The 26,161-nt window shown below is 63.7% G+C and carries 27 protein-coding genes and 1 riboswitch; of the genes, 20 read left to right on the top strand and 7 right to left on the bottom strand.

Annotated elements, in window-relative coordinates; all coding sequences use genetic code 11:
* Positions 1–20 precede the first annotated feature (20 nt).
* A riboswitch (ZMP/ZTP riboswitch) is annotated at positions 21–106 on the top strand.
* A gap of 114 nt (positions 107–220) precedes the next feature.
* The 14 genes from glyA to ABHM97_RS04285 all read left to right on the top strand — a co-directional run bounded on the left by glyA (position 221) and on the right by ABHM97_RS04285 (position 12,231).
* On the top strand, positions 221–1,516 hold the full coding sequence (gene glyA / locus ABHM97_RS04350) for a serine hydroxymethyltransferase (protein ID WP_235519207.1): 1,296 nt from the start codon (positions 221–223) through the stop codon (positions 1,514–1,516).
* Positions 1,517–1,647: 131 nt separating this feature from the next.
* Complete coding sequence (locus ABHM97_RS04345) at positions 1,648–2,541, top strand: bifunctional methylenetetrahydrofolate dehydrogenase/methenyltetrahydrofolate cyclohydrolase (protein WP_349469729.1); 894 nt, start codon at positions 1,648–1,650, stop codon at positions 2,539–2,541.
* 116 nt (positions 2,542–2,657) lie between these two features.
* Positions 2,658–3,836, top strand: a complete 1,179-nt coding sequence (locus ABHM97_RS04340) for a sensor histidine kinase (RefSeq protein WP_349469728.1) — start codon at positions 2,658–2,660, stop codon at positions 3,834–3,836.
* A complete protein-coding gene (locus ABHM97_RS04335; protein WP_349469727.1) occupies positions 3,833–4,498 on the top strand; it encodes a response regulator transcription factor in 666 nt (221 codons plus the stop codon). Before ABHM97_RS04340 ends, ABHM97_RS04335 begins: the two co-directional genes overlap by 4 nt.
* A 150-nt stretch (positions 4,499–4,648) precedes the next feature.
* Positions 4,649–4,969, top strand: a complete 321-nt coding sequence (locus tag ABHM97_RS04330; RefSeq protein ID WP_235519214.1) for an SHOCT domain-containing protein — start codon at positions 4,649–4,651, stop codon at positions 4,967–4,969.
* 161 nt (positions 4,970–5,130) lie between these two features.
* Positions 5,131–6,060 (top strand): ABC transporter ATP-binding protein, encoded by a 930-nt coding sequence (locus ABHM97_RS04325; protein WP_257368742.1) that lies wholly within the window; start codon positions 5,131–5,133, stop codon positions 6,058–6,060.
* On the top strand, positions 6,053–6,916 hold the full coding sequence (locus tag ABHM97_RS04320; protein WP_235519216.1) for an ABC transporter permease: 864 nt from the start codon (positions 6,053–6,055) through the stop codon (positions 6,914–6,916). The genes ABHM97_RS04325 and ABHM97_RS04320 overlap by 8 nt, the downstream gene beginning before the upstream one ends.
* Positions 6,913–7,746 carry an ABC transporter permease gene (locus ABHM97_RS04315; RefSeq protein WP_235519218.1) on the top strand — a complete coding sequence of 278 codons (834 nt, stop codon included), beginning with the start codon at positions 6,913–6,915 and terminating at the stop codon, positions 7,744–7,746. The genes ABHM97_RS04320 and ABHM97_RS04315 overlap by 4 nt, the downstream gene beginning before the upstream one ends.
* 66 nt (positions 7,747–7,812) lie before the next feature.
* Positions 7,813–8,379 (top strand): hypothetical protein, encoded by a 567-nt coding sequence (locus tag ABHM97_RS04310; RefSeq protein ID WP_349469726.1) that lies wholly within the window; start codon positions 7,813–7,815, stop codon positions 8,377–8,379.
* Positions 8,380–8,389: 10 nt separating this feature from the next.
* The gene (locus ABHM97_RS04305) at positions 8,390–9,223 is read left to right on the top strand and encodes an exodeoxyribonuclease III (protein ID WP_349469725.1); all 834 of its coding nucleotides are present in this window, start codon (positions 8,390–8,392) and stop codon (positions 9,221–9,223) included.
* Between the two features lie 21 nt (positions 9,224–9,244).
* Entirely contained in the window at positions 9,245–10,357 is a 1,113-nt protein-coding gene (trpS, locus tag ABHM97_RS04300; protein ID WP_349469724.1) for a tryptophan--tRNA ligase, read from the top strand.
* A 4-nt stretch (positions 10,358–10,361) separates the two neighbouring features.
* Complete coding sequence (locus tag ABHM97_RS04295) at positions 10,362–11,039, top strand: 2'-5' RNA ligase family protein (RefSeq protein WP_349469723.1); 678 nt, start codon at positions 10,362–10,364, stop codon at positions 11,037–11,039.
* Positions 10,966–12,051: a YihY/virulence factor BrkB family protein gene (locus tag ABHM97_RS04290; RefSeq protein ID WP_349469722.1), complete on the top strand. Its 1,086-nt coding sequence runs from the start codon at positions 10,966–10,968 to the stop codon at positions 12,049–12,051. Before ABHM97_RS04295 ends, ABHM97_RS04290 begins: the two co-directional genes overlap by 74 nt.
* A 27-nt stretch (positions 12,052–12,078) precedes the next feature.
* Positions 12,079–12,231, top strand: coding sequence for a hypothetical protein (locus ABHM97_RS04285; RefSeq protein ID WP_349469721.1), 153 nt, complete (start codon positions 12,079–12,081; stop codon positions 12,229–12,231).
* 15 nt (positions 12,232–12,246) lie between these two features.
* Here ABHM97_RS04285 and ABHM97_RS04280 read toward each other — a convergent pair whose 3' ends face one another.
* Both ABHM97_RS04280 and ABHM97_RS04275 read right to left on the bottom strand, forming a co-directional pair.
* Positions 12,247–14,340, bottom strand: a complete 2,094-nt coding sequence (locus tag ABHM97_RS04280; protein WP_349469901.1) for a hypothetical protein — start codon at positions 14,338–14,340, stop codon at positions 12,247–12,249.
* Between the two features lie 109 nt (positions 14,341–14,449).
* On the bottom strand, positions 14,450–15,376 hold the full coding sequence (locus ABHM97_RS04275; protein WP_349469720.1) for a glycoside hydrolase family 43 protein: 927 nt from the start codon (positions 15,374–15,376) through the stop codon (positions 14,450–14,452).
* A 110-nt stretch (positions 15,377–15,486) separates the two neighbouring features.
* On the opposite strand from ABHM97_RS04275, the gene ABHM97_RS04270 reads away from it, so the two are divergent.
* Positions 15,487–16,788: an ABC transporter substrate-binding protein gene (locus ABHM97_RS04270; protein WP_349469719.1), complete on the top strand. Its 1,302-nt coding sequence runs from the start codon at positions 15,487–15,489 to the stop codon at positions 16,786–16,788.
* A 72-nt stretch (positions 16,789–16,860) separates the two neighbouring features.
* Here the strand turns inward: ABHM97_RS04270 and ABHM97_RS04265 are convergent, their stop codons facing one another.
* The 5 genes from ABHM97_RS04265 to sdhC form a co-directional block, all read right to left on the bottom strand.
* On the bottom strand, positions 16,861–17,628 hold the full coding sequence (locus tag ABHM97_RS04265) for an alpha/beta hydrolase (protein WP_349469718.1): 768 nt from the start codon (positions 17,626–17,628) through the stop codon (positions 16,861–16,863).
* 117 nt (positions 17,629–17,745) lie between these two features.
* On the bottom strand, positions 17,746–18,528 hold the full coding sequence (locus ABHM97_RS04260; protein ID WP_211713080.1) for a succinate dehydrogenase iron-sulfur subunit: 783 nt from the start codon (positions 18,526–18,528) through the stop codon (positions 17,746–17,748).
* Positions 18,528–20,327: a succinate dehydrogenase flavoprotein subunit gene (gene sdhA, locus ABHM97_RS04255; RefSeq protein WP_257368737.1), complete on the bottom strand. Its 1,800-nt coding sequence runs from the start codon at positions 20,325–20,327 to the stop codon at positions 18,528–18,530. Before sdhA ends, ABHM97_RS04260 begins: the two co-directional genes overlap by 1 nt.
* A 110-nt stretch (positions 20,328–20,437) precedes the next feature.
* Entirely contained in the window at positions 20,438–20,914 is a 477-nt protein-coding gene (locus ABHM97_RS04250; protein ID WP_235519237.1) for a succinate dehydrogenase hydrophobic membrane anchor subunit, read from the bottom strand.
* A 3-nt stretch (positions 20,915–20,917) separates the two neighbouring features.
* Entirely contained in the window at positions 20,918–21,298 is a 381-nt protein-coding gene (gene sdhC, locus ABHM97_RS04245; RefSeq protein WP_211713083.1) for a succinate dehydrogenase, cytochrome b556 subunit, read from the bottom strand.
* 253 nt (positions 21,299–21,551) lie between these two features.
* On the opposite strand from sdhC, the gene ABHM97_RS04240 reads away from it, so the two are divergent.
* The 5 genes from ABHM97_RS04240 (at position 21,552) to ABHM97_RS04220 (ending at position 26,047) form a co-directional block, all read left to right on the top strand.
* Complete coding sequence (locus ABHM97_RS04240) at positions 21,552–22,685, top strand: mannose-1-phosphate guanylyltransferase (RefSeq protein ID WP_235519238.1); 1,134 nt, start codon at positions 21,552–21,554, stop codon at positions 22,683–22,685.
* 110 nt (positions 22,686–22,795) lie between these two features.
* The gene (locus tag ABHM97_RS04235) at positions 22,796–24,001 is read left to right on the top strand and encodes an amidohydrolase (RefSeq protein ID WP_235519243.1); all 1,206 of its coding nucleotides are present in this window, start codon (positions 22,796–22,798) and stop codon (positions 23,999–24,001) included.
* 120 nt (positions 24,002–24,121) lie between these two features.
* Positions 24,122–24,556, top strand: coding sequence for a MarR family winged helix-turn-helix transcriptional regulator (locus ABHM97_RS04230; protein ID WP_257368734.1), 435 nt, complete (start codon positions 24,122–24,124; stop codon positions 24,554–24,556).
* A 43-nt stretch (positions 24,557–24,599) separates the two neighbouring features.
* Entirely contained in the window at positions 24,600–25,031 is a 432-nt protein-coding gene (locus tag ABHM97_RS04225) for an organic hydroperoxide resistance protein (RefSeq protein WP_062066863.1), read from the top strand.
* Entirely contained in the window at positions 25,028–26,047 is a 1,020-nt protein-coding gene (locus ABHM97_RS04220; RefSeq protein ID WP_349469716.1) for an NADP-dependent oxidoreductase, read from the top strand. Before ABHM97_RS04225 ends, ABHM97_RS04220 begins: the two co-directional genes overlap by 4 nt.
* Positions 26,048–26,161 lie beyond the last annotated feature (114 nt).

Raw genomic sequence — 26,161 nt, 5'->3', positions numbered from 1 at the left:
TGTGCTGCCTTGTTGTACTGTTAACGGGTCGCAACTGGCGTTGGGTGGACTACCACCAGGGAGCGGCAATCATGAAGACCACGGATCGTACGCCTGGGCCGAGGGTCATGTCTTACCGCTGCACGCACGTGACCAATCCCTCTGTAATTTACGGGACGCGGGAATGCTGCTGCCGGTAGCCTGACCTGTAGCACCACCGTTGCCTAGCCAGGAGATCTCCGTGACTACCACAACCACTTCCGCGTCTGTCAGCAACCAGTCGCTCGCCGATCTCGATCCCGAGATCGCAGCAGTCCTGAACCAGGAACTTGGCCGCCAGCGCGGCACCCTGGAAATGATTGCGTCCGAAAACTTCGCTCCCCGCGCCGTCATGGAAGCCCAGGGCTCTGTCCTGACCAACAAGTACGCCGAGGGCTACCCGGGCCGCCGCTACTACGGCGGTTGTGAATACGTCGACGTCGCTGAGCAGCTTGCTATCGACCGCGTCAAGGAACTCTTCGGCGCAGAGTACGCGAACGTCCAGCCGCACTCCGGTGCTCAGGCCAACGCCGCAGCCCTTTCGGCCATGATTACCCCGGGCGACAAGATCCTGGGCCTGTCCCTGGCCCACGGTGGACACCTGACCCACGGCATGAAGCTGAACTTCTCCGGCAAGCTCTACAACGTAGCGGCATACCAGGTTGAAGAAGACAACTTCCGGATCGACATGGACAAGCTCCGTGAGCAGGCCATCGCCGAGAAGCCGCAGGTCATCATTGCCGGCTGGTCCGCTTACCCCCGCCACCTCGATTTCGCTGCTTTCCGCTCCATCGCCGACGAAGTTGGCGCGCTTCTCTGGACGGACATGGCGCACTTCGCCGGCCTCGTTGCAGCAGGACTGCACCCTAGCCCGGTGCCGTACTCCGACGTCGTCACCTCCACGGTCCACAAGACCCTGGCCGGCCCCCGTTCCGGTGTGATCCTGGGCAAGCAGGAGTGGGCCAAGAAGCTCAACTCCAGCGTCTTCCCGGGCCAGCAGGGCGGTCCGCTCATGCACGTGATCGCGGCCAAGGCTGTTGCGTTCAAGATCGCCGGCGGCGAGGAGTTCAAGGAGCGCCAGGAGCGCGTCCTCGAGGGCGCGAAGATCATCGCCGACCGCCTGAACCAGGCAGATGTTGCCGAGGCCGGTGTCTCGGTCCTCACCGGCGGCACCGATGTGCACCTGGTCCTGGTTGACCTGCGCAACTCGCAGTTGGACGGCCAGCAGGCCGAAGACCTCCTGCACTCGGCGGGCATCACCGTGAACCGCAACTCTGTTCCGTTCGACCCCCGCCCGCCGATGGTCACCTCCGGCCTCCGCATCGGTACGCCCGCCCTGGCTACCCGCGGTTTCGGTGCCACTGAGTTCACCGAGGTTGCGGAGATCATCGCCACAGCGCTCAAGGCCGGCTCGGCTACGGACGTAGAAGCCCTCCAGGCCCGCGTAGACAAGCTCGCCGCCGATTTCCCGCTGTACCCGCAGCACGAGCAGTGGTAACCAGCCCCTTTAAGGCTGAACACGCATTACCCGGGCATTGAACCGGAGCCGACGGGACCCGCCGCCACATCTACGGCGGTGGGTCCCGTTGGCATGAGCCAACAGGTCACCCACCAGAAAGAGCAGATGGAATGACACAGTCCACCGCACAGATCCTCGACGGCAAGGCCACCGCCGCAGCCATCAAGGCAGAACTGACCACCCGCGTTTCCGTCCTCGCTGCCAAGGGAATTGTTCCGGGCCTGGGCACCATCCTGGTGGGTTCCGACCCCGGCAGTACCTGGTATGTGGGCGGCAAGCACAAAGACTGCGCCGAGGTTGGCATCCAGTCCATCCGCCGCGACCTTCCTGAGGACATCTCCCAGGAAGACCTCCTGAAGGTAGTCCAGGAGCTCAACGAGAACCCTGAGTGCACCGGCTACATCGTCCAGCTTCCGCTGCCCAAGCACATCGACCAGGACGTCATCCTCGAGGCCATGGATCCGGACAAGGACGCCGATGGCCTGCACCCCATGAACCTCGGCCGCCTGGTGGCCAACGTCAACGGTGAGATGAAGTCTCCGCTGCCCTGCACGCCGAAGGGCTGTGTGGAGTTGCTGCGCCGCCACGACATCGACCTGAAGGGCAAGCGTGTCCTGGTGGTCGGCCGCGGTGTCACCATAGGCCGCCCGATCGGGCTCCTCTTGACCCGCAAGGAAGTCAACGCAACGGTGATCCTTGCCCACACGGGAACTGTTGACCTGCCTGCGGAACTCAAGCAGGCCGACGTCGTGATCGCCGCGGCCGGTGTGCCGCACATGATCAAGGCCGAAGACCTCAAGCCGGGCGCTGTCGTGCTCGACGTCGGCGTCAGCCGCGTGGACGACGGCAACGGCAAGGCTGTTGTCACCGGAGACGTGGACCCGGCAGCTGCCGACGTCGCGGCCTGGCTGTCCCCGAACCCGGGCGGCGTCGGTCCGATGACCCGCGCCATGCTCCTCGCCAACGTGGTGGAGAGCGCCGAACGCCAGGCCGGAATCGCCTAAGGTTCCGCGAGCACCGCGTTCCCGCGAACACAGCAGGGCGCCTACTCCCCACGGAGTAGGCGCCCTGCTCCGTTAACCCGACGACGCCGCACAACAACCACGGCTAGGCTCTGAGTATGCAGCCCCGTTCCCCTGAGCCCACACGGCGTCCGGGGCCACCGCCCATCGCAGGCCCCCGCCGTTTCGCAGGGCCGCCCACAAGTTTCATTGTCATCACGGTCGCTGTGGTCCAGATTGTGGGAACACTGTTTTCTGCAAGCCACCAGGACGCGCCCCGGCCTTTGGATGGGCTGGCGATCCTGCTGCTCCTGGCCGGCCCGGCCGGGTTGGCCCTCCGGAAACGTGCGCCCCAGGTGATGCTTCCGGTCGCGCTCGTCGCCACCGGGGCTTATTTGGCGTTGGGTTACGCCTGGGGGCCCATCGTTTTGTCCTTTGCGCTGGCAATCGTGCTCACGGCAGCTGCCGGACTGCGGTGGCAGGCGTGGGCAGGCGCCGCAATCGCGGCTGCGGCGGTCGTCGCCGGGTCGGCAATGACGGGCGACGAGAACTGGCCGGTGCGTGCGTCCGCGGGGGTCGCGTGGGCCGCGATCCTGGTCCTGTTGGGGCAGGGCTTCCGACGGCGGAGCGAACGGTTCGCCGAATATCGTCGTCGCCGCGAGGAAGCGCAGAAGGCGGAACGCGACGAGTACAGGCTCACCCTGGCCCGGGATATCCACGATGTCGTGGCCCATTCCCTTTCCATGATCAACGTCCAAGCATCCGTGGCCCTGCACGTCGGTGCTGATGATCCGGAAAAGCTCAGGCCCGCCCTCGAAGCCATCAAGGCCGCCAGTAAAGAATCACTCACCGAGGTACGCCAGCTCCTGGGCGTGCTGCGCGAGGACGTCCCGCTGGCTCCCGCCGCACGGCCCACGTTGGCCCGTGTCCCCGAGTTGGTGCGAAACGCGCAGGTCGGTGGTCTTCGGGTCATGCTGGAGGACAATGCCGACCACCCGGGTGCTGGCCCCGCCCAGCAGGAAGCCGCCTACCGGATCATCCAGGAAGCACTCACCAACGTCGGCAGGCACTCAGGCGCCAAGTCCGCCGTCGTACGTATTGCCCAAACCGACAGGGAGCTGGAGGTGACCATTGACGACGACGGCGCGGGCATGGGTGGCGCGCTCCCCGGCAACGGCCTCACGGGCATGCGTGAGAGGGCGGTCGCCTTGGGCGGCTCGCTCACACTTCACAACCTCGAGCCGGGCTTGCGCGTCCAAGCGAACCTGCCGATACATCCCGAAGGAACCCGACCATGATCCGCATCCTCCTGGCCGACGACCAAACCCTCATCCGGGCGGGCTTCCGGGCGCTCCTGGATGCCGAACCCGACATGGAGGTGGTGGGTGAGGCAGGCACCGGCCGCGAGGCTGTCCGGTCCGCGGCCCGGGACAGGCCCGACGTCATCCTCATGGACATCCGCATGCCGGACGACGACGGCCTCACCGCCACCCGAACAATCCTGGGCGACCCTGCCATGGCCAATACGCGCATCATCATCCTCACCACCTTCGAGCTGGACGAGTACATTGCCGAAGCCGTGCGGGCCGGCGCCGCAGGCTTCCTGGTCAAGGACACGGAACCGGCTGAGCTCATCCGGGCCGTCCGGGTAGTGCACGATGGAGACGCGCTGCTCTCCCCGTCGGTGACCCGGCGGATCATGGCCCAATTGGCGTCCCAAAGCCGCGCTGCCGGCAAGGTGGTCCCGCTGGACCAGGTGACCGAGCGCGAACGCGAAGTCCTGGCCCTGGTGGGCGAGGGCCTGAACAACGCCGAAATCGCCGAACGCCTCTTCATCACACCGCTCACCGCCAAGACCCATGTTTCGCGCATCATGACCAAGCTGATGGTCCGCGACAGGTCCCAACTGGTGGTCCTTGCCTACGAATCAGGCCTGGTGAAACCGGGCTGGAGCAGCTGACCCCTTGCCGGGACTCCGCCGGGAGTAGGCGGCCGCGGCAAGGTGACTCCCGACGGCGGACGCCCCACCTGCCGCTCCCGGGCAGACTCGAACCAGAGCCGAAAGACGGTTCACGCCGGGCACCGGCGACGCAGAGTTTGGATCAAAGACATGTTCACCGCATTGACGTCAATCGTCGGGGAGACCACCACGCTTGGGGGAGCGGTGGCACAGTTGCCGGCCGCCGTCGCCACCCACGGACCGTGGGGCGACGGGCCCTTCTGGCCGTTCTTTATCATCTTCCCGCTGTTCTGGATCATCGTGATCGGCCTCTTCATCTTTGTGGGCCGGCGTACGTGGCGCCGCAACCACCACTGGGCCGCAACCCAAGGCGCCGAAGGGGTGCTGCGGGAGCGCTATGCCCGCGGCGAGATCGATGAGACCGAGTTCCGCCAGCGGCTGGAGGTGTTGCGCTCGCAGCCGGGCAGTTGACCGGCCGGCCAACTGAAACGAGAGGGCTCTTGCAGGAATATCTGCAAGAGCCCTTTCACATATTCCCTGGCGCTACTAGTCTGCTGAGGGTGCACAATGAAGCCATCCGCTCCTCGACACAGTCCCCGACACCATCAGAATCGTCGCGAACCAACCCCGACATGAACCCGCAAACCGTCATCAGCGCCCGGAACCTCACCAAGGCCTATGGTGACCTCACCGCCGTGGACAACATCTCCTTCGACGTACCCGCGGGGGAGTCCTTCGGCCTTCTGGGGCCCAACGGTGCCGGGAAGTCCACAACCATGAAGATGATCGGCGGCGTCTCCCAGCGCACCTCCGGATCGCTCAACATCATGGGCCTGGACCCCGAGTCGCATGGCCCGGAGGTGAGGGCGCACCTGGGCGTGGTCCCACAACAAGACAACCTGGACGAGGAACTACGGGTCCGCGAAAACCTGATCGTGTACGGGCGCTACTTCGGGCTCCCGCTGAGCTACCTGCGGCCCAAAGCCGACGAGCTCCTGGAATTCGCGCAGCTGACGGACAAAGCCAACTCGAAGGTGGATGCGCTGTCCGGTGGCATGAAAAGGCGGCTCACCATCGCGCGGTCGCTCATCAACGAGCCACGGATCCTCCTCCTCGATGAGCCCACCACAGGCCTCGACCCGCAGGCCCGCCACATCCTTTGGGACAGGCTTTTCCGGCTCAAGGAGAGTGGAGTGACGCTGATCCTCACCACGCACTACATGGACGAGGCCGAGCAACTCTGCGACCGGCTGATCGTGGTGGACAAGGGACGGATCATGGCCGAAGGGTCACCGGCCAACCTGATCCGCGAGCACTCCTCGCGCGAAGTACTCGAACTCAGGTTCGGGTCCGAGCGGAACGCAACAATCGGCGTCGAACTCCAAGGCATCGGTGAGCGGCTGGAGACGCTGCCCGACCGCGTGCTCATCTACGCGCACGACGGCGAGGCCGCGTTGGAGCAGGTCACGTCGCGTGGGCTGCGGCCCATGACGTCGCTGGTGCGCCGTTCATCGCTGGAGGACGTGTTCCTGCGGCTGACCGGAAGGAGCCTTGTTGACTGACTCACCGGGTAAACCGCTCACGACGGCGGCGCAGCCGTTGCGGGCCCACTCACCTGAGGTTTCGGCTGCCAGGGCACGACGCTGGGGTTCCTTCTTCTATGCGGAACAGGTTCTGCGCGTCATGCGCAATTACGGCTGGTCCGTGATTCTTTACAGCGTGGGCCAGCCGGTGGCCTACCTGTTCGCCATGGGGGTTGGGCTCGCCAGCTTGGTGGACGCAAACAGCGAGGCAGCGTTCGGCGGCGTCAGCTACCTGGAGTTCGTGGCTCCGGCCCTGCTGGTTTCCGCAGCGGTGATGACGGCGTCGGGAGAGTTCTCGTACCCCATCATGGACGGCTTCAAATGGCGCCGGGTGTTCTACGGTCCGCATGCTTCACCGTTGATACCGCAGCAGATCGCCAGTGGCCACATCATGGCCAGCACAGTCCGGTTCCTGCTGCAGTCGGTGGTCTACTTCGTGGTGGTGGCGTTGTTCGGTGCCGCACCGGGCCCGTGGGGTTGGGTGTCGGCCCTTGTTGCCACAGTGTCTGCATTGTCTTTTGGCCTGCCGCTGATGGCCTACGCCGCGAGCATCACCCAAGACAAGGGGCAGTTCGCCTTGGTCCAGCGGTTCATCGTGATGCCGTTGTTCCTGTTCTCCGGCACCTTCTTCCCGCTTGATACCTTGCCGCTGGCGGTCCGCTGGATCGGATGGATCTCGCCTGTTTGGCACGGAACGGAGTTGGGCAGGGTCTTCACTTACGGCATGGACCAGGACCCGTTGCTGACCATCACACACGTCGTGTTCCTGCTGGCGACAGCCATCATTGGATGGGTCCTTGTCCGACGCCAGTTCGTGAAAAGGATGGGCTCATGAGTGTCCTGACAGGCGGCCACAGCGCCACGGATCTTGCGCGCGAGCGGAAGTTCGGCTCGCTCTACTCCCGCAACGCCCGGGCCGTTGTGGGACGCGGGCTCATGGCGGCCAAGTCGAGCACTTGGCTGGTGATGGTGTCCGGGTTCTTCGAGCCGGTGCTGTTCCTTCTGGCCATGGGAGTGGGGATGGGCTCCATCGTGGGTACCGTGCAGGGCCCGGGAGGCGGAGAGATCAGCTACGCGGCGTACATTGCGCCCGCCCTGCTGGCGGTCTCGGCCATGAACGGGGCCATCTACGATTCCACCTGGAACGTGTTCTTCAAGATGAACTTCGCCAAGCTCTACCAGGGGATGCTTTATACATCGCTGGGACCGCTGGACGTAGCCATCGGCGAGATCTTCCTGGCCCTGCTGCGCGGCCTGCTGTACGCCACCGGGTTCACTGCCGTCATGGGGGTCATGGGGCTGCTGACCAGTTGGTGGGCCATCCTGGTCATCCCGGCATCGGTGTTGATCGCTTTTGGCTTTGCGAGCTTCGGCATGGGTATTACCAGTTTCATGAAGACCTTCCAGCAAATGGACTGGATCAACTTCTTCCTGCTGCCCATGTTCTTGTTCAGTGCCACGTTCTACCCGCTGAGCGTCTACCCGCAGGTCATCCAGTGGTTCATCCAAGCCATGCCCCTGTGGCACGGCGTGGAGTTGCTGCGGCAGATCAGCGTGGGCTCGTTCAGCCCTGCCACGGCCATCCATGTGGGGTATTACGTGGTGATGATCGGGCTCGGGATCATGTTGACCACCGGACGGCTGCGCCAACTGTTCCTCAAATGACGCCTCCGTGTTCGCCGTCCGTGGAAGCCGGCACAGGCACCATTGCTCTTTTGAGAGAATAGAGCCATGCAATCTCTCGGTGACCCGCGCCCGTCCACGTCCCCCGCCGGCAAAGGCATGTTCAAGGGCTTCCGCATCGGCGGCCTGGGGATGACTGTCGTCATCATCGCCTTCCTGGTGGCCGTCATCTTCGCGGCCAACAAGAACGACGTCGTGGGCTGGGTCGTCGCCGCAGTGGCCTTCGGCTGGCTGGCTCTGGCCACTTTCGTGGTGCTGAGCATTCGCAAGGCCGCGCAGCGGGCCGGGGCGAAGCTGAGCGAAGCGCAAGCGGCATTCAACTCCGCAACCGGCCGCGCGCCGTCGTCGGGTGTTGCTGACAACGGCGGCACCCGCGTTGTCGCTGAGCGCAGCCAGGCAGACGAAGTCCGCGACCTCAAGCTGGACCACTCCTTCAAGATCGTGCAGGTGCAGGTGCGCGTGGTGGACGGGGAACGCGCCAAGGGAGCCGCTGCGGACCAGGACACCATCAACCGGGCACTGGAAACCATCGCCATCACGGCCACCAACGCCCGGGACATGATCAAGTCCCCAGGTGGCTCGGAGGAGCCCGTAGCCGGAACCATCATCGACTAGAGTGGACCGGGTGAGTACGGCATTGAAGAAGGATTTCCTTCGCATCGCATCAGTCAACGTCAATGGCCTGCGGGCTGCCTACAAGAACGGCATGGCGGAATGGCTGGAGCCCCGCGAGGTTGACATCCTGTGCTTGCAGGAAGTGCGGGCCCCTGATGACATCGTCAGGAAGCTGATCGGCGAGGGGTGGCACATCCTCCACACCGAGGCTGAAGCCAAGGGCCGGGCCGGAGTAGCCATCGCCTCCCGCCAGGAGCCTACCGCTACCCGCGTTGGGATCGGTGACTCCTACTTCGACACCTCAGGCCGCTGGGTCGAGGCGGATTACACCGTGCAGACCGCTTCCGGCGACTTCACCACTCTTTCCGTCGTCAGCGCCTACGTGCACTCCGGCGAAGTGGGGACGCCCAAGCAGGACGACAAATTCCGTTTCCTGGATGCCATGACCGTCAGGCTGCCAGAGCTCGCCAAGCACAGCGACCATGCCTTGGTGGTTGGCGACCTCAACGTCGGACACACAGAACTCGACATCAAGAACTGGAAGGGCAACGTCAAGCGTGCCGGCTTCCTCCCCGAGGAGCGGGCGTACTTCGACCGCTTCCTCGGCGAAGAGATCGGATGGAGGGATGTCCACAGGGGCCTGGCAGGAAATGTCGCCGGCCCCTACACCTGGTGGTCCCAGCGCGGTAAGGCCTTTGACACTGACACTGGCTGGCGCATCGACTACCACCTGGCCACCCCGGGCTTTGCAGCAGCCGCTTTCTCGGCCGTTGTTGACCGGGCGCCTTCGTGGGACACCCGCTTCTCTGACCACGCACCGCTGGTAGTCGACTACCGGCTCTGAGCTTCCGAAGGTATTTTCTCCATGACCAGTTCCATCACGACTGAAACCGGCACCGCCGCCAAAGAACGCGCCGCAGCGTCCACCAAGCTGGCCGTCGGCGCCAAGCACCGCGTCCTCTCAGGGATGCAGCCGTCTGCTGACTCCTTGCACCTGGGCAACTACCTGGGCGCCCTGGTCAACTGGGTACGGATGCAGGACGAGTACGACGCCGTGTTCTTCATTCCGGACCTCCACGCCATCACGGTGCCGCAGGATCCGGCCGAGCTGGCCCGCCGCACCCGTGTTACGGCCGCGCAGTACATTGCAGGCGGCGTGGACGTGGACAAGTGCACGTTGTTCGTCCAGTCGCAGGTTCCCGAGCACGCCCAGCTGGCCTGGGTCCTGAACTGCATCACGGGCATGGGTGAAGCCGCCCGCATGACCCAGTTCAAGGACAAGGCACAAAAGCAGGGCTCGGACCACGCGAGCGTTGGCCTGTTCACGTATCCCATCCTGCAGGCCGCGGACATCCTGCTCTACCAGCCGCACGGCGTGCCCGTCGGTGAAGACCAGCGCCAGCATGTGGAGCTGAGCCGCGACCTCGCGAACCGCTTCAACAGCCGGTTTGGCGAGACGTTCCAGGTGCCCGAAGCCTTCATCCAGAAGGAATCGGCCAAGATCTACGACCTCCAGAACCCCACGGCCAAGATGTCCAAGTCCGCGGAATCACCGGCCGGGCTGATCAACCTCCTGGACGATCCCAAGACAGTGGCCAAGCGCATCAAGTCCGCCGTCACGGATACCGAAACCGAGATCCGCTACGACCGCGAAAACAAGCCTGGTGTTTCCAACCTGCTGACCATCTACTCGGCCATCAGCGGCACACCCGTGGAAAAGATCGTGGCCGACTACCAGGGCAAGATGTACGGCCACCTCAAAGTGGACCTCGCCGAGCTCGTCTCCACCCACCTCGCACCCATCCGGGAGCGGGCCAACGAGCTCCTGGCGGACCCGGCAGAACTGGACCGCCTGTTGGCCCTCGGCGCGGACAAGGCCCGCGGGATCGCCTCAGCCACCCTGGCCGATGTCTATTCCAAGGTCGGCTTCCTGCCGTACCGTGGGGACGCCGTACGCGGCGAGCAGGGAGTCCGCTAAGCCCATGTGCTCTGCTGGCCAGCTCAACGTCGAGACCGACGCCCGGAAGGGTGTCGGTCCGGACGATTCTAGCCAGCCGGCTGTCACCGGCGCCGATTGTGGTGCCGGTGACACCATGTGCGTGGGCGTGATTCTCGGCTTCCCGCCTGAGATCGCCCAGGAGCTCCAGGAATGGCGGGCATCGTTCGGTGATCCCATGGCGGCTGTCATTCCTGCGCACATCACCCTGATCACCACCACGCCCACCCAGGACTGGGCAGCAACCCGCGAGCACGTGCGGGCAGTCGCCAAAACGCAGGAACCGTTCAACATCACCATCTCGGGTACCGGTTCCTTCCGGCCCGTGTCGCCTGTGGTCTTCGTCAACGTCGAAGAGGGCTTTGAGGAGTGCGTGCAGCTGCACGAGAAGCTGCAAAGCGGCCCGCTTGAACGGATGCTTCCCTTCCCGTACCACCCGCACGTCACGGTGGCCCACGACGTCGCCCAGAAAAACCTTGATGAGGCCGAAACGGTGCTCAGGGATTACCGGGCGACGTTCCCAGTGGTTAGCATGGGACTTTACGAGCACGACACCAATGGAATATGGCAGCTACGGGAAGAGCTCGACTTTGGCGGCGATACTGACGAGGAACAGCAAGCGGATCCAAGCCACGGCGGCGGACGCTCCTCCGCTGCCAACTGAGCTGGCCAAGCTCAAACTGGAGCTTCTGCATAAACGGCAGGAATTAGGCCACGCCAAGCGCTCCGGCGCGGGCTTCCCGGCCAGGGCAGGTGCATACTTCGCCGTTTTCATGGCCAGGCTGAACACCAACCGCGCCATGCGCTCGTTCCAGCATTACTCGCGGCAGCACGGCCCATTGCTCAGCGCGGGTATTGGCTTCAACATGTTCTTTTCGGTGACAGGTCTCCTCACTACCGGTTTCGCGATCGCCGGAATCGTCCTGGGCGGCAACCCGGTCCTGGAAGACGCCGTCATCAGCAGCGTGGCCGCCGCCGCACCGGGCCTCCTGCAGGTCAACGGCGGCGAAGGCTTGGTGGATCCCCACTCCTTGCTCAACCCGTCCGGGCTCGGGTGGACCGCACTGATAGCGGCCGCCGTCACCATTTTCACGTCCTTGGGTTGGATTGCGAGCGTCAGGGAAGGGCTGCGGGGAGTCATGAACGCCGACCCACTGGTCCGCAACGCGCTCCTGCAGAAAGCCATCGATGCCGGCACCCTTCTGCTGCTGGGCGTCATCCTGGTAGTCAGCGCCGGAGCCTCGCTGATTTTCGGAACAGCCGCGGATTGGTTCATCGGCTTGCTGAAGCTGAACGAGGACGTGGCGGCGCCCATCGCCGCTATCGTCAAGATCGTGGTTCCGCTCCTTTTGAACTGCACGACGGCGGCAGTACTGTTCCGTCTGGCAGGCGGGCTCAAGCTGGGGCGCCCGGCCTTCCTGGAAGGGGTGGCGCTGGCCGGGATCGGAACCACGGTCCTTCAATTCTTCAGCACCGAACTCCTTGCCCGGTCCGGGAACAATCCCGTCCTGGCGTCGTTCGCCATCATCATCGGCCTGCTGATCTGGTTCAACCTGGTGAGCCAGGTTTATCTTGTTTCGGCGTCGTGGGCGGCGATCCGCGAGGCTGATGCCGAATCGGGAGAGGCACCGCGCACGAAGGTCCTTGGTTCGCGCCGCGTAGCGCCCCGTACCTGACCCTTTTCCTGGCCCCGGGAGGCGCGAATGAACAACCAGCTGTGGATCGCCTGTCTCGTCGGTGCTGCGGCAGGCCTCGTCGTTGGGCAGCTGATCTTCAACTCGCCCTTCCTGGGCATCCTCATTGGCGTCGGGTTGGGGGCTCTCGTGGGTGCCGCCGTGGGCCCGGGCCGCAACTAAAAGCAACGCGGGAGGCTACGGGGCCTCGGCCAGCCCCTCCCACTTCACGGTCCAGTCCGAAGGGAATCCCGGGGCGTGCTGCTCAGGTCCGTTGTCCCAACCCGCTGCCATCAAAGCGACTGCAGCCAACAATCCGCCGTTGCCGGGGAGATACAACGGCAGGGAGTCGGTTTGGCGGTTGTGTCCATTGGCGAGGAACGTGTTCTTCCCGGCGTCCAGCAGGAGTGCGTCCACTGCAGCTTCCGGGTCCTCCAGCCGCGCAGCCGTCATGGCCATCACGGGGTAGTCCCAGCCCCACGTGCTGCCCCAATCCCAGTCGGCAAGCACAGCCGTCAGGGTTGCCCGCATGGTCGCTGGATCAATCACGTCCGTCTGCGGGAGGACGCCGAGTGCGCACAACATGGAGGGGTGGTCGGTGCGGATGGTGAACGGCTCGACGTCGATGGCCGCGTACACGTCGTCGATCACCCGTGGCTTGACCATGCCGTCCGCTACCACCGACCATTCCTCCACCGGTTCCAGGCCCAACCTCTCCCGCCAAGCGGCAGCCGTTCTGAGCCCCCACTGCCAGTACGCCAACTCGAAGGTGGGGTTGGCGACCGTAGCCCTGATGGAGCCGTAGCTTTCCTGGGCCGGCACGAGTGGAGGACCCAATTCAAAGCCGCGGGACGTGGGATGCGCGAAGCTGGCCATGAAGACGGCCGACTCGAAAACAATCTCCGCGAACTCCTCCAGCACCTCGCGGCTGGGGTTGGCCCTGTACACCAGCTCCGCCAGATAAATCGGGTGTGGCTGCTGCCAGATGAGGAAGGTGCCAATGGTGCTGGGGCTTTCCCGGCCGTCCGGACCCACCTGCTTGGGCCATCGCACGCCGTCCAAACCCTGTGCCTTGGCGGTCTGCCGAGCGCTGTCCAGGACTGTGGAGTACCACCGCAGGGACGGCAGGAGCAGCTCCACCCGGTTCCAGTGCGCGAAATGCGCGGCATGCCACCAATGCATTTCCAGGTGGAAGCGGCCACGCCACGAGTTGCACACCAGCCCTGTTTCCTGCGGAGGCAAGGAACCAGCGCAGTTGACCGCTGTCAGGTATTGCGACAACACAATCCTGCGTTCCAGTTCCTTCGCCCGGGGATCGTCCGTGGCCTCCAGTTCCAAGGCACCGCCGGAGGACCAGAACTGCGGCCAATACTGCGCGGAGGCGGCGATGACGATTCCAGCAGTTGAAAGCACGACGCCGTATCCCGCCGTCGCTTGGAGGCCGGGCTGGGGTGCCGCTGGGGTTGAGCGGTTAGAGCCACGTGGAATGCAGTCGCCGTCTCCGGAAGGGGTGAAAAAGACGGCGAAGTCCAGCACGTCTGGAGCTCCCGGATCCATGTCCTCCCCGGACACACGGATAGTGTGTTGCCCTGTCTGTTCAACTCCCAGACGTTGCCCGGTGATCAACGCCCGGTACCGGGAGTTGTCCAGTGCACGGAAGACCGGCCAAGCGGTCGTCCCTTGGTCATCGGCAGAGGACATGGGCACGCCCACAACGGTGGAATGTGCGTCCGGCCTGGTCCAGTCAGCGGCGTCATGCCAAGCTTCGGAACCGTAAGGGAAGTCCACGCCTATTACCAGGCCGGACCGGAGGGCGGGCGACTCAATGCGGAAGGCGACTTCGTCGCGGTACGGGTGGCACGCCGTCGTGATTTTGACGGGGTAACCGGCCAGTGTGAAGCGACTGGTCACCACGCCTGTCCACAGGTCCAGCGTTTGCTCGGCGTCTGTGATGTCCGCCTGGTCCAGCGGGCGTTCAGTGCCGTGATCCAGCCAGCGCAGTCCGATGCGGCCCAAGTCCAACCGGTGTGCGTTGGCCCGCAACCAGTTTTCTGCCTCTGACGTGCCCGTTTCCCGGTCGTTGACGATGTCGCCCACCATGTCCACGTAGGGGACAGGACCCCGTGGTGAGTCATACATGACGGTGGAACCTGCAAGGTTGTGCCGCTGCTGGGAGGGAACGGAGTGCCAGCCCCACTGCGCTTGGGTCCCCAGCAGGGTCCCCGGTGGCAGCTCGTCGCGTGCGCCAACGGGATAGGCGCCCGGAAACGACTGCAAGCCGGTCAGGTCCATGGTGAAGGCGAATTCGCCGTTGCCGACGGATACAGGGCTGCGCGGGTCGAGCTGGTGCTGCCGGACGTTGTGGCGCCGGACGAGTTTCTCGCGGTCGATGGGTTGGTTGTTACGCACGGTGCGGATCCCGTTCCTGGGTTGCTGGTTGGAGGACAACGGTGTCTTCAAGTTCCCGCAGTGGGAAGAATGCGGCCCGCTCATACGGAGTCTTGTTGGGTTGGTGGAGGGTAAGGAACAAGCCGCCGTCGAGCCTGCGTCCGATCATGCCGTGGCCGCCGTCGGTGTTCCACAGTGGTTCTTCCTCCTGGATCCATGGGCCAAGCACAGTCCCGGAGGTGCTGCGCGCTATGCCCATGGCATAGCCGTTGTCACCGAAGCTGGACCACAGCATGATCAGTTTGCCGCTGCTGAGCCGGAACAAGAACGGGCCATCGGTGACATGGACAGGAAACTCCCGGTCCTTTGCGGACGGAACATCCAAGGCCCGGGACCATGGCGCTTCCGAGGCGCTGAAAAGGAACACCGGCACGCCCTCGGCGGTCCGCAGGTCCGGGCTGAGGCGCTGGGCCATCATGGCGCCGTCATGCACCTGCTTCCATTCGTGGCAGAAGACCATCCACGGCGTCCCTTGCTGGTCCACGTGGAGGGTCCCGTCCAGGCACTGCCAGTTTGCCGGAGTGAGCGGACCGTCGCTCCACGGTTCGAACGGTCCTTCCGGCGCTTCCGCGGCAAGAACCTGGGTTCCACGGAGCCGGCCGGGTGCAATGAATGTGGCAAACATGAAGTACCGGCCTTGATACTGGTGCACTTCGGGGGCCCAGTACTGTTCTCGGCTCCAGAATCCGGGGGACGGGCGGAAGGCTGCCACTGGTCCCTCCCAGTGGATCAGGTCACGGCTCCCGTAGCAATCGAAACCCGTTGCCTGGCCGGACCAGATGTTCCGGTCGGTACTGCCGAAGAGCAGATACCGCCCGGAGGCGGGCAGTGTTAGTACGAATGGATCCCTTATTTGGATGTCATCCAAGCTGTGCGACACGGTGTTTTCCTCTGCTGCAGATATAGTTCATGCCCCAAACTATTGACGAATATACACCGCCTTGATACGTTTCAGGAACCGTTTTCTTGAGTCTGAAAGAAGCTTACCCAATGGCGCGTAAATCTCTCCGTATCATCCGAAAATCCATCGCCTTCGTCGCCGCTCTCGGCCTGATGGGCCTCACTGCGGCCTGCTCCAGCCCGTCCTCAAACCAGCCGGAGAACGGCCCAGTGGAAATCAGGTTCTCCTGGTGGGGCAACGCAACCCGGGCGGACATCACCAGCAAAGCCATCAAGGAGTTCGAGGCCGCCAACCCCAACATCAAGGTGAAGCCCGAATACGGCGATATCAGCGGTTACTTCGACAAGCTCGCAACCCAGGTAGCTGCAAACGACGCTCCCGACGTCATTACCATGGGTGGAGCGTACCCAGCCGAATACGCAAACAGGGGAGCGCTGCTGGACCTGTCCAAGGTCAAGGATTCCCTGGACCTCTCTAAACTGGATCCGGGTGCCCTGGAGAATGGCCAGGTCAAGGGCGCGCAGTACGGTGTGTCCACAGGGGCCAATGCGCTGGCCATCGTGGTCAATCCGGCAGTGTTCCAGGCCGCCGGGGTCGCACTCCCGGACGACAGCAAGTGGACCTGGGACGATTTCGCCAAGACCGCGAAGGACATTACCGATAAGAGCCCGAAGGGAACCTACGGCACAGCCACCGTCCTGACCCACGATTCACTGGACGCCTTCGCCCGGCAGCGCGGCAAGTCGCTTTACACGCAGGACGGCCAGCTTGGCTTGGACAAGGACACGGTTCAGGCCTACTTCGATTACTCCCTGAAGCTCAGCGAATCAGGTGCAGCCCCCAGCGCCTCCGAAACAGTGGAGAAGCTAAACGTCAGCACCGAACAGACACTGATGGGCATGGGGCAGGCAGGCATGATGCTCACGTGGTCGAACTCATTGACGGCCCTCAGCAAAGCCTCCGGCGCCGAGCTGAAACTGCTCAAGCTGCCGGGTGAGACGCCCACTCCCGGCATTTGGCTCCAGTCCTCGCAGTTCTACACCATCTCGGCCCGCAGCAAGCACACTGATGCAGCAGCCAAACTGGTCAATTTTCTGGTCAACAACGAGGCCGCGGCTAAGATCGTTCAAAGCGACCGCGGTGTGCCCAGCAATGCCGGCATGCGTACCGCCATTCAGGATCTCCTGACGCCACAGGGCAAGACCGAGGCAGCGTACATCGACCAGATCGGCAAGATGGAGTTCGCGCCGACGTTCATCGGTCCCACCGGTTCAACGGCGGTCTCCGAGATCACGGCCCGCATCAACACCGATGTACTGTTCAAGCGGCTCACTCCCGAGAAGGCTGCGGAACAGTGGCTCAGCGAAAGCAAAGCCGCCATCGGCAAGTAGCCAAGAGCAACGCGGGGTCACTTTTGGCCCGTCCAGGGGTAGAACATGGGCCACAAGTGACCCCGCGTTGCTTTAGGAGACTTCCAGGTACGGATCCGCCCACGCGCCGATGATGCGGGCCACCCGCGCTGCCTGGCCCTTCCCCGTGAGGAGGTGTTCGCTGCCCTCCAGGGAAATGAAGCTGCGGGGGTGCCGGGCGGTGCGGAAGATCTCGCTGGCGTTATCAATGCCCACCGTGTTGTCGGTGGGGGAGTGCATCACCATGAGCGGCTTGTGGAGGGTCCGGATGCAGTCGCGCAGGTCCGCCCGCTCCACATCCTCCACGAAGTGCCTGCGGACCTCCATGGGCCGTCCGCCCAGATCCACCACGGCACTGCCATCGCGCAGGATCGATTCGATCTCGGCGTCGAACATGTGCTCGACGTGCTTGGGCTCGTAGGGCGCGCCAACTGTCACCACTGCGTTGAGCCCGGGGATATCGCGGGCCGCGGCCAGGACAGCGGCACCGCCGAAGGAGTGGCCTACCAGCAACGAAATCGAGCGGCCCTGTTCGCGCATGAACCCGGCAGCCAGGATTGTGTCAGCCACCTTGACGCTGAACGAGCCCGCAGACCACTCTCCCTCGGATCCACCCAGGCCAAGGTTGTCGAACCGCAGCATCCCGATTCCCTGCTCTGCGAGCCCCTTGCAGATGCGGGAGGCAGCGGGGCTGTCCTTGCCAAGGGTCAGGCCGTGCGAATACAGGCCCCAACCGCGGACGGGACCCTCAGGGACGTCCACGATGCCGGCCAGCGTGTCGCCGGTGCTTCCGGTGAAACTGATCTTCTCAGAGCGTGACACGCTGGTCTCCTTGTGGTGCGATAACCGGTTTGCTGACGGTGATTAACGACGACGGCGCCGGTCACCATGTGGGGTGAGCGGCGCCGTCGTCGTGCTGTTCTTTAAGGGAACGGCTAACTAGATCTTGCGTGCCAGGATGGCCTGCTTGACCTCGGCGATTGCCTTGGTCACCTGGATGCCACGGGGGCATGCTTCGGAGCAGTTGAAGGTGGTGCGGCAGCGCCACACACCTTCTTTGTCGTTGAGGATTTCCAGGCGCATGTCGCCGGCGTCATCACGGGAATCGAAGATGAAGCGGTGTGCGTTGACGATCGCTGCCGGACCGAAGTACTGGCCGTCGGTCCAGAAGACCGGGCAGGACGAGGTGCAGGCGGCACACAGGATGCACTTGGTGGTGTCGTCAAAGCGCTCACGGTCCTCGACGGACTGCAGGCGTTCCTTGGTGGGCTCGTGGCCCTTGTTGATCAGGAACGGCATGACTTCGCGGAAGGACTGGAAGAAGGGTTCCATGTCCACGATCAGGTCCTTCTCCACGGGGAGGCCCTTGATCGGCTCGACGGTGATGGGCTTGGACGTGTCCAGGTCCTTCAGCAGCGTCTTGCAGGCGAGGCGGTTGCGGCCGTTGATGCGCATGGCATCGGAACCACAGACACCGTGGGCGCAGGAGCGGCGGAAGGAAACAGTTCCGTCGATCTCCCACTTGACCTTGTGGAGGGCATCCAACACGCGGTCCGTGCCGTACATGGTCAGCTTGTAGTCGTCCCAGCGTGCCTCGTCCGAGATTTCCGGATCGTAGCGACGTACGCGAAGCGTGATGTGGAACGTGGGGATTTCACCGTCGCCGGCAACGCTTGCCGGGAGCTCGATCTTGGAAGCGGGCTCTGCCATTTCGGTCGTCATTAGTACTTACGCTCCATCGGCTCGTAACGGGTGAAGATGACGGGCTTCGTCTCGAGACGGATGCCCGCAACAGATTCCGCCGAGGACGCGGCGGTGACGGTGTTGTCCAGGTAAGCCATGGAGTGCTTCATGAACTTTTCGTCGTCGCGGTCCGGGAAGTCCTCACGGTAGTGGCCACCGCGTGACTCTTCACGGTGCAGCGCACCGACGGTCATGACCTTGGCCATGTCCAGGAGGAAGCCCAACTCAACGGCTTCCAGGAGATCCAGGTTGAAGCGCTTGCCCTTGTCCTGGACCGTGACGTTCTTGTACCGCTCCTCGAAGGATGCGATGTCGCGCAGGACCTGCTCCAGCGATTCCTTGGTACGGAACACCTGCATGTTGGCGTCCATGGTGTCCTGCAGTTCCTTGCGGATCTGCGCAACACGCTCAGTGCCGTTGCCGGTGAGCAGGCGGTCCAGGATGCCACGGGTCATGGCTTCGGGGTCAGCCGGCAGCTCAACAAAGTCGGCCGTCTTGGAGTACTCCGCAGCGGCGATACCGGCGCGCTTGCCGAACACGTTGATGTCCAGGAGCGAGTTGGTGCCGAGGCGGTTGGAGCCGTGCACGGAAACACAGGCAACTTCACCGGCTGCGTAGAGGCCCGGCACGATCGTGTCGTTGTCCTGCAGCACCTCGGTGGTGATGTTCGTCGGAATGCCGCCCATGGCGTAGTGCGCGGTGGGGAACACGGGAACCGGATCCGTGAACGGTTCCACACCCAGGTAGGTGCGGGCGAACTCGGTGATGTCCGGAAGCTTGGCCTCGATGTGCGCAGGCTCAAGGTGGGTCAGGTCCAGGAGGACGTAGTCCTTGTTCGGACCACAGCCGCGGCCTTCACGCACTTCGTTGGCCATGGCGCGGGCCACGATGTCACGGGGTGCGAGGTCCTTGATGGTGGGGGCGTAGCGCTCCATGAAGCGCTCACCCTCGGAGTTACGCAGGATGGCACCTTCACCACGCGCACCCTCGGTGAGGAGGATGCCCAGGCCGGCGAGGCCGGTCGGGTGGAACTGGAAGAACTCCATGTCTTCCAGGGGGATACCGCGGCGGAACGCGATGCCCATGCCGTCACCGGTGAGGGTGTGGGCGTTGGAGGTGGTCTTGAAGACCTTGCCGGCACCGCCGGAGGCGAACACCACGGACTTGGCCTGGAAGACGTGCAGTTCGCCGGAAGCGAGGTCGTAGGAGACAACGCCTGCAACGCGCTTCTGCTTGTACGGCGTACCGTCTTCGCGTACTGCGTCTTCTTCGACGATCAGCAGGTCCAGGACGTAGTACTCGTTGTAGAACTCAACGTTGTGCTTGACGCAGTTTTGGTACAGCGTCTGCAGGATCATGTGGCCGGTACGGTCAGCTGCGTAGCACGCACGGCGGACAGGAGCCTTGCCGTGGTCGCGGGTGTGGCCACCGAAGCGACGCTGGTCAATGCGGCCCTCAGGCGTGCGGTTGAACGGCAGACCCATCTTTTCCAGGTCCAGCACGGCGTCGATGGCTTCCTTCGCCATGACCTCGGCTGCGTCCTGGTCAACCAGGTAGTCGCCACCCTTGATGGTGTCAAAGGTGTGCCATTCCCAGTTGTCTTCTTCGACGTTAGCCAGTGCTGCACACATACCGCCCTGTGCCGCACCAGTGTGCGAACGGGTGGGGTAGAGCTTGGTCAGTACCGCTGTGCGTGCGCGCTGACCGGACTCGATCGCGGCGCGCATGCCGGCGCCACCTGCACCGACAATGACGACGTCGTACTTATGGACCTGCATACCAGATGCTCTCTCTTTCAAAATTCAGATGGTCGGCGGAGGCTGCTCCGCTACGTCCGGCGAACCGGTTTACTCCAAGGAGGACCGGACCGCCGCTGTGGCACAGCCCGCTACGGGGCCGGGCAGAATCCGCCAGGCAGCTGAACGCCGTCGACGACGGGGCACGGGTTGAAGGTGAAGATCACCAGAGTGCCCAGGATGATGATGACCAGGGTGGCCGCGTAAAGGACCATCTTGAGCCAGAAGCGAGTGGAATCCTTCTCGGCGTAGTCGTTGATGATGGTGCGGACGCCGTTGGTGCCGTGCAGCATGGCAAGCCACAGCATGGCCAGGTCCCAGAACTGCCAGAAGGGATCGGCCCACTTGCCGGCAACAAAGCCGAAGTCGATGGCGTGGATGCCCTCGCCCACCATCAGGTTCACGAAGAGGTGGCCGAAGATCAGCACCACCAGGACGATGCCGGAGAGGCGCATGAAGAGCCAGGCGATCATCTCGAAGTTGCCGCGGCTGGAACCGCTGCGGTTGTACTTCGGCGCGATCTTGCCGCTCCCGATTTTCCCGCTGCGCGGGGATTCGATGGTTGTCATGGCTTAGTGGCCTCCCAGCGCAAGGGAAAGGTGGCGGATGGCGAAGCCGGCGAACGTGACCAGCCACAGTGCAAGCACGATCCACAGCAGCTGGCGCTGGTACTTCGCGCCCTTCTTCCAGAAATCGATGGCGATCACACGCAGGCCGTTGAAGGCGTGGAAGATAATCGCTGCGACCAGGCCCGTTTCACCCAGGGCCATCAGGGGGTTCTTGTATGCGCCGATGACGGCGGTGTAGGCCTCAGGGGACACGCGCACCAATGAGGTGTCCAGCACATGGACCAACAAGAAGAAAAAGATCACTACACCGGTAATACGGTGTCCAACCCAGGACCACATGCCTTCACGGCCGCGGTACAAGGTGCCAGCTGGTTTTGTCGGCACTGATTAAACCTTCCTGCAACACAGCGGCGCTGGCATGGGATCCATGCGGGGGGAACGCCTGCTGCGAGAGCACTCGTAGCTCACGCCTAAATCTAGGCTTCGCTCACAGCATATTCAATTTAGGACGGACTTCTCTGCTTGTTAATTCCATGTTTCCTGCCCGGATTCAGGCGATTTTGGGAACTGCCTGAGACGAACGCCACATGCGTGGCGTTCTGCGGGGCTTCCTGCTTGCACAGGATAAAGTGTTGCGGTGAGTACAGAAGACGCGAAATACCCGGAATCGCCATTGGACCGCTTTCACGCGGTCATTCCGGCGGGCGGTGTGGGGACCCGGCTGTGGCCACTCTCGCGTGCCGCTGCGCCCAAGTTCCTCCACGACCTGACCGGTTCGGGCAGCACGTTGTTGAGGGCCACCTATGACAGGCTCGAGCCGCTGGCCGGAGACCGCGTGCTGGTGGTCACCGGTGAAGCGCACCGTGCCGCTGTGTGCCGCCAACTGCCTGAGGTAGGGGATGACGAGCTCGTCCTCGAAAGCGAGCCCAAAGACTCCGGCGCTGCCATCGGGCTGGCCGCCGCGATCCTGCACCGGCGCGATCCGGAGACCATCATGGGTTCCTTCGCCGCAGACCAGGTCATCAGCCCGGACGACCTTTTCCAGGAGGCCGTGCGGGAGGCGATCCATACAGCTGCCAAGGGCAAGATCGTCACCATCGGCATTAAGCCCACGCACCCGTCAACGGGCTTCGGCTATATCCGCTCAGGCGCGGCCCTGAACGTCGAGGGTGCCCCCAATGCCATGGCCGTGGCCGAGTTTGTTGAGAAGCCCAGCCAGGAAGTGGCCAACAAGTACTTCGAAGCCGGGGACTACGTCTGGAACGCGGGCATGTTCGTTGCGCCTGTCGCACTCATGCTCAAGCACCTCGAAGCGAACCAGCCGGTGCTCTTCGCGGGCCTGCAGGAGATCGCCGAAGCGTGGGACACGCCCCAGCGTGACGAGGTCAAGGCCCGTGTCTGGCCAACCTTGCCCAAGATCGCCATCGACTACGCCGTGGCTGAGCCCGCAGCGGAAGCCGGGGACGTCGCCGTCGTGCCTGGCACTTTCCGTTGGGACGACGTCGGCGACTTCGCCGCGATCGGTCGACTGAACAACGCCGGCGACGTCGACGAAGTCACCGTCCTGGGCGAGGGCGCCCGCGTCTTCGCGGAGAATGCCAGTGGCGTGGTGGTTTCCGACACCAAGCGCGTCATTGCCCTGATCGGCATCAAGGACGTGGTCATCGTGGACACCCCCGACGCCTTGCTGGTGACCACGAAGGAGCACGCGCAACTGGTCAAGGGCACCGTCGACGCCCTCAAAGCCAGCGGCGACACGGACGTGCTGTAACGCATCTGCTTATACCGTGAGCCACCTCTTTGGTTGCCCTGCGTCTGAACGCAGCGTAACCAAGAGGTGGCTTTCGTTCTTCGGAGGCCGTGCATGGCTAGAGTTGTGACGTGCGCAATTACACGACTGAAACCGAGCCCACTCCCGTTGTTGGTCCGTGGGTTGACGAATTCCTGCCCGGACTCATCGAATTCCGGCGTGACCTCCATGCGCACCCTGAACTGTCCTTCAAGGAATTCAGGACCACCGACAAGCTCGTAGAGCGCCTCGAGGCAGCGGGCCTGAAGCCACGCCGGCTCGAGGGCACCGGGCTCACTGTGGATGTTGGCGAAGGGCCCATTGCCACAGCACTCCGCGGCGACATTGACGCCCTGCCCATCATCGAGGAGACCGGCCTTCCGTTCGCTTCGAAGAATCACGGCGTCACCCACGCCTGCGGGCACGACATCCACACCACCACCATGCTGGGCATTGCCCTGGTGTTGCACCGGATGCACAAGAACAATCCGTTGGGCGGCACGGTACGCATCATTTTCCAGCCCGCCGAGGAAACCATGCCCGGAGGCGCCTTGTCCTGCATCGAGCAGGGTGTGCTGGAAGGGGTTCCCCGTATCCTGGCGCTGCACTGTGATCCCCGGATCAACGTGGGCCAGATCGGCACCCGCATTGGTGCGATCACGTCGGCGTCGGACACCATCAAAATTGAACTTTCCGGGCGTGGCGGACACACGTCACGGCCGCACCTGACCGAAGACCTGGTCTTCGCTTTGTCGCAGATCGCCATCAACGTCCCGGCTGTTCTTTCCCGCCGGGTGGATGTCCGCAGCGGTGTTTCAGTGGTGTGGGGCCAGATTTCTGCCGGATCGGCTCCTAACGCCATCCCGGCGTCCGGCTACATGGCCGGCACCATGCGCTGCCTGGACCGGGACGCCTGGCACAGTGCCGGCGAGTTGCTGGACGACGTCGTCAAGCAGGTGGCAGCACCCTACGGCGTTGATGTGCACCTGGAACACACCCGCGGAGTGCCGCCGGTGGTCAACTCCGAGCATGAGACCGCCCTGATCGAGGCTTCCGCGCGGGCGGAACTTGGCGAGAACGCCGTGGTCCTGACCCCGCAGTCCATGGGCGGAGAAGATTTCGCGTGGTTCCTCGCGGATCTTCCCGGAGCCATGATGCGGCTTGGGACGCATACCCCTGGCGGCGAGGAGTATGACCTTCACCGCGGCGATTTCATTGTGGATGAGCGTGCGCTTGGATACGCGGTGCGGGTCCTTACCGGCGCTGCCCTGCGGACAATCCGCGACCTGGAGTCCTAACCTCAACCAAGCCGTCAAGCGCGTTCTTTCCCCTCAAAAACTCGCTTATCGGCAAGCTGTTCGGGTTAGTGTCGGCCAATTGAGTTGTGCACAATTGAATTGTGCACTATCGTTTTATTCATGAGTGATGCTCCCCGCCTCCGCCACCAGGTCTGCTTTGCGTTGTATTCGGCGTCCAAAGCAGCCACAGCGGTCTACCGCCCCGTGCTGGAGGACCTGGGCCTGACCTACCCGCAGTATCTGGTCATGCTGGTGCTGTGGGAGCAGGAACCGCGCAGCGTCCGCGAACTGGGCGCCGAACTGGGCCTCGATTCCGGCACGCTTTCGCCGCTCCTCAAGCGCCTTGAGGGCCTGGGCCTGGTGGAGCGTAAGCGGTCCTCTCAGGACGAGCGCCGGGTTGACGTTGTGCTGACCGACGCCGGCAGGGAACTCAGTGCCCGCGCCCAGGCCGTGCCCCAGGCATTGGCCGATGCTGCGGGACTGTCCGCCGCGGAGATCCAGCAACTCCACGCCACGCTTGGCAAGCTCACCACGGCCTTGAACAGCTCACTCTAAGAATTTTCCAAGCCACCCATTACCGAAGAGAAACGGAACCACCATGAAGACTCTTTACACTGCTGAGGCCCTGGCCTCCGGCGAAGGCCGTGACGGCAACGCCCGTACCAACGATGGCAAGCTGGACGTCGCCCTCGCCAGCCCCAAGGAGCTTGGCGGCAATGGCGAAGGCACCAACCCGGAGCAGCTCTTCGCTGCCGGTTACGCTGCCTGCTTCCACTCTGCGCTTCGCCTGGTGGGCCGCAAGGAGCGCGTGGACCTGACGGACTCTGCTGTCGCGGCCAGGATCCACATCGGCGCACTGACGGACAGTGAAGGCTTCGGCCTCGCCGCTGAACTGGAAATCGCGTTGCCCGCCCTGGACCGTGAAACGGCCGAGCAGCTCATGCACAAAGCGCACCAGGTGTGCCCCTACTCCAACGCCACCCGCGGCAACATGGCCGTAGACCTCAAGCTCGTGGAGTTCGCAGCATGAGCGCCGTTTCCACTCCCGCAGAGACCCGCGAAATCCAGCTGGCATCCCGTCCCGTAGGCCGCCCGGCACAGGAGAACTTCCGCCTGGCCACGGCCGGACTGCCTGAACTCGGCGAAGGACAGATCCTGGTCAAGAACCAGTTCATGTCCGTTGACCCCTACATGCGTGGCCGCATGAACGACGTGAAGTCCTACTCGGCTCCGTTCCAGATCGATGCAGCGCTCGACGGCGGTGCCGTGGGTGAGGTGATTGCGTCCCGTTCGGAAGCGCACAAGGTGGGGGACGTCGTCGTGCATTCCCTCGGATGGCGCGAACACGCAGTGGTGGATGCCGCAGCGACCACCCCGGTTCCCAGTGGGCTTGCACCCACCTCCGCATTCCTCGGCGCATTGGGCATGACGGGCCTGACTGCCTACTCCGGCCTGCTGAAGGTGGCGGAGTTCATGGAAGGCGACGTCGTGTTCGTCTCCGGCGCGGCAGGGGCTGTTGGCTCCATGGTGGGCCAGATCGCCAAGGCCATGGGCGCGTCCAAGGTGATCGGTAGCGCCGGGTCGGCCGAGAAGGTTGCCCGGTTGCTGGAGTTGGGCTTCGACTCTGCGTTCAACTACAACGACGCCCCGGTGCTTGACCAGCTCCGCGAGGCGGCGGGGGAGCGCGGCATCGACGTCTACTTCGACAACGTCGGTGGCGAACACCTCGAAGCAGCTTTGGCCACCCTGACGGTGGGCGGACGTGTGGCCATGTGCGGTGCGATCGCCCAGTACAACTCGACCGAGCCGCCGGTTGCTCCCCGCAACCTGGCCGTCGCTATCGGCAAGCAGCTGACCTTGCGCGGTTTCCTGGTGGGCGGACAGCGCAAGCACGCGGCCGAGTTCGCGCAGAAGATGGCCGGTTGGCTTGCCGATGGCAGCGTCAGCTACGACGAGACGATTGTCGATGGCCTGGAAAACGCACCGCAGGCCTTCATTGACCTGCTGGACGGAGCAAACACCGGAAAGATGCTCGTCCGGCTCTAGCAACGCGGATTTACCAAGCAGTAGCCGGGTGTGACTTGCGCACCCGGCTACTGCTTGGTAACAAAAGGTCAACAATCTGCCCTCGGGGACCGCGATGTGCTATCCGGGTGTGTT

This window comes from Paenarthrobacter sp. CAP02 (genome assembly GCF_040137855.1).
In the GTDB taxonomy this organism is placed as follows: Bacteria; Actinomycetota; Actinomycetes; order Actinomycetales; family Micrococcaceae; genus Arthrobacter.
This window is presented reverse-complemented; position numbering and strand designations above follow the sequence as displayed.

Excerpts from the sequence above, each read along its gene's own strand:
- ABHM97_RS04345 (WP_349469729.1), top strand. The coding sequence starts at position 1,648 with ATGACACAGTCCACCGCACAGATCCTCGACGGCAAGGCCACCGCCGCA.
- ABHM97_RS04340 (WP_349469728.1), top strand. The coding sequence starts at position 2,658 with ATGCAGCCCCGTTCCCCTGAGCCCACACGGCGTCCGGGGCCACCGCCC.
- ABHM97_RS04335 (WP_349469727.1), top strand. The coding sequence starts at position 3,833 with ATGATCCGCATCCTCCTGGCCGACGACCAAACCCTCATCCGGGCGGGC.
- ABHM97_RS04330 (WP_235519214.1), top strand. The coding sequence starts at position 4,649 with ATGTTCACCGCATTGACGTCAATCGTCGGGGAGACCACCACGCTTGGG.
- ABHM97_RS04325 (WP_257368742.1), top strand. The coding sequence starts at position 5,131 with ATGAACCCGCAAACCGTCATCAGCGCCCGGAACCTCACCAAGGCCTAT.
- ABHM97_RS04315 (WP_235519218.1), top strand. The coding sequence starts at position 6,913 with ATGAGTGTCCTGACAGGCGGCCACAGCGCCACGGATCTTGCGCGCGAG.
- ABHM97_RS04310 (WP_349469726.1), top strand. The coding sequence starts at position 7,813 with ATGCAATCTCTCGGTGACCCGCGCCCGTCCACGTCCCCCGCCGGCAAA.
- trpS (WP_349469724.1), top strand. The coding sequence starts at position 9,245 with ATGACCAGTTCCATCACGACTGAAACCGGCACCGCCGCCAAAGAACGC.
- ABHM97_RS04295 (WP_349469723.1), top strand. The coding sequence starts at position 10,362 with ATGTGCTCTGCTGGCCAGCTCAACGTCGAGACCGACGCCCGGAAGGGT.
- ABHM97_RS04285 (WP_349469721.1), top strand. The coding sequence starts at position 12,079 with ATGAACAACCAGCTGTGGATCGCCTGTCTCGTCGGTGCTGCGGCAGGC.
- ABHM97_RS04280 (WP_349469901.1), bottom strand. The coding sequence starts at position 14,340 with ATGGACCTGACCGGCTTGCAGTCGTTTCCGGGCGCCTATCCCGTTGGC.
- ABHM97_RS04270 (WP_349469719.1), top strand. The coding sequence starts at position 15,487 with ATGGCGCGTAAATCTCTCCGTATCATCCGAAAATCCATCGCCTTCGTC.
- ABHM97_RS04260 (WP_211713080.1), bottom strand. The coding sequence starts at position 18,528 with ATGACGACCGAAATGGCAGAGCCCGCTTCCAAGATCGAGCTCCCGGCA.
- sdhA (WP_257368737.1), bottom strand. The coding sequence starts at position 20,327 with ATGCAGGTCCATAAGTACGACGTCGTCATTGTCGGTGCAGGTGGCGCC.
- ABHM97_RS04250 (WP_235519237.1), bottom strand. The coding sequence starts at position 20,914 with ATGACAACCATCGAATCCCCGCGCAGCGGGAAAATCGGGAGCGGCAAG.
- ABHM97_RS04230 (WP_257368734.1), top strand. The coding sequence starts at position 24,122 with ATGAGTGATGCTCCCCGCCTCCGCCACCAGGTCTGCTTTGCGTTGTAT.
- ABHM97_RS04225 (WP_062066863.1), top strand. The coding sequence starts at position 24,600 with ATGAAGACTCTTTACACTGCTGAGGCCCTGGCCTCCGGCGAAGGCCGT.
- ABHM97_RS04220 (WP_349469716.1), top strand. The coding sequence starts at position 25,028 with ATGAGCGCCGTTTCCACTCCCGCAGAGACCCGCGAAATCCAGCTGGCA.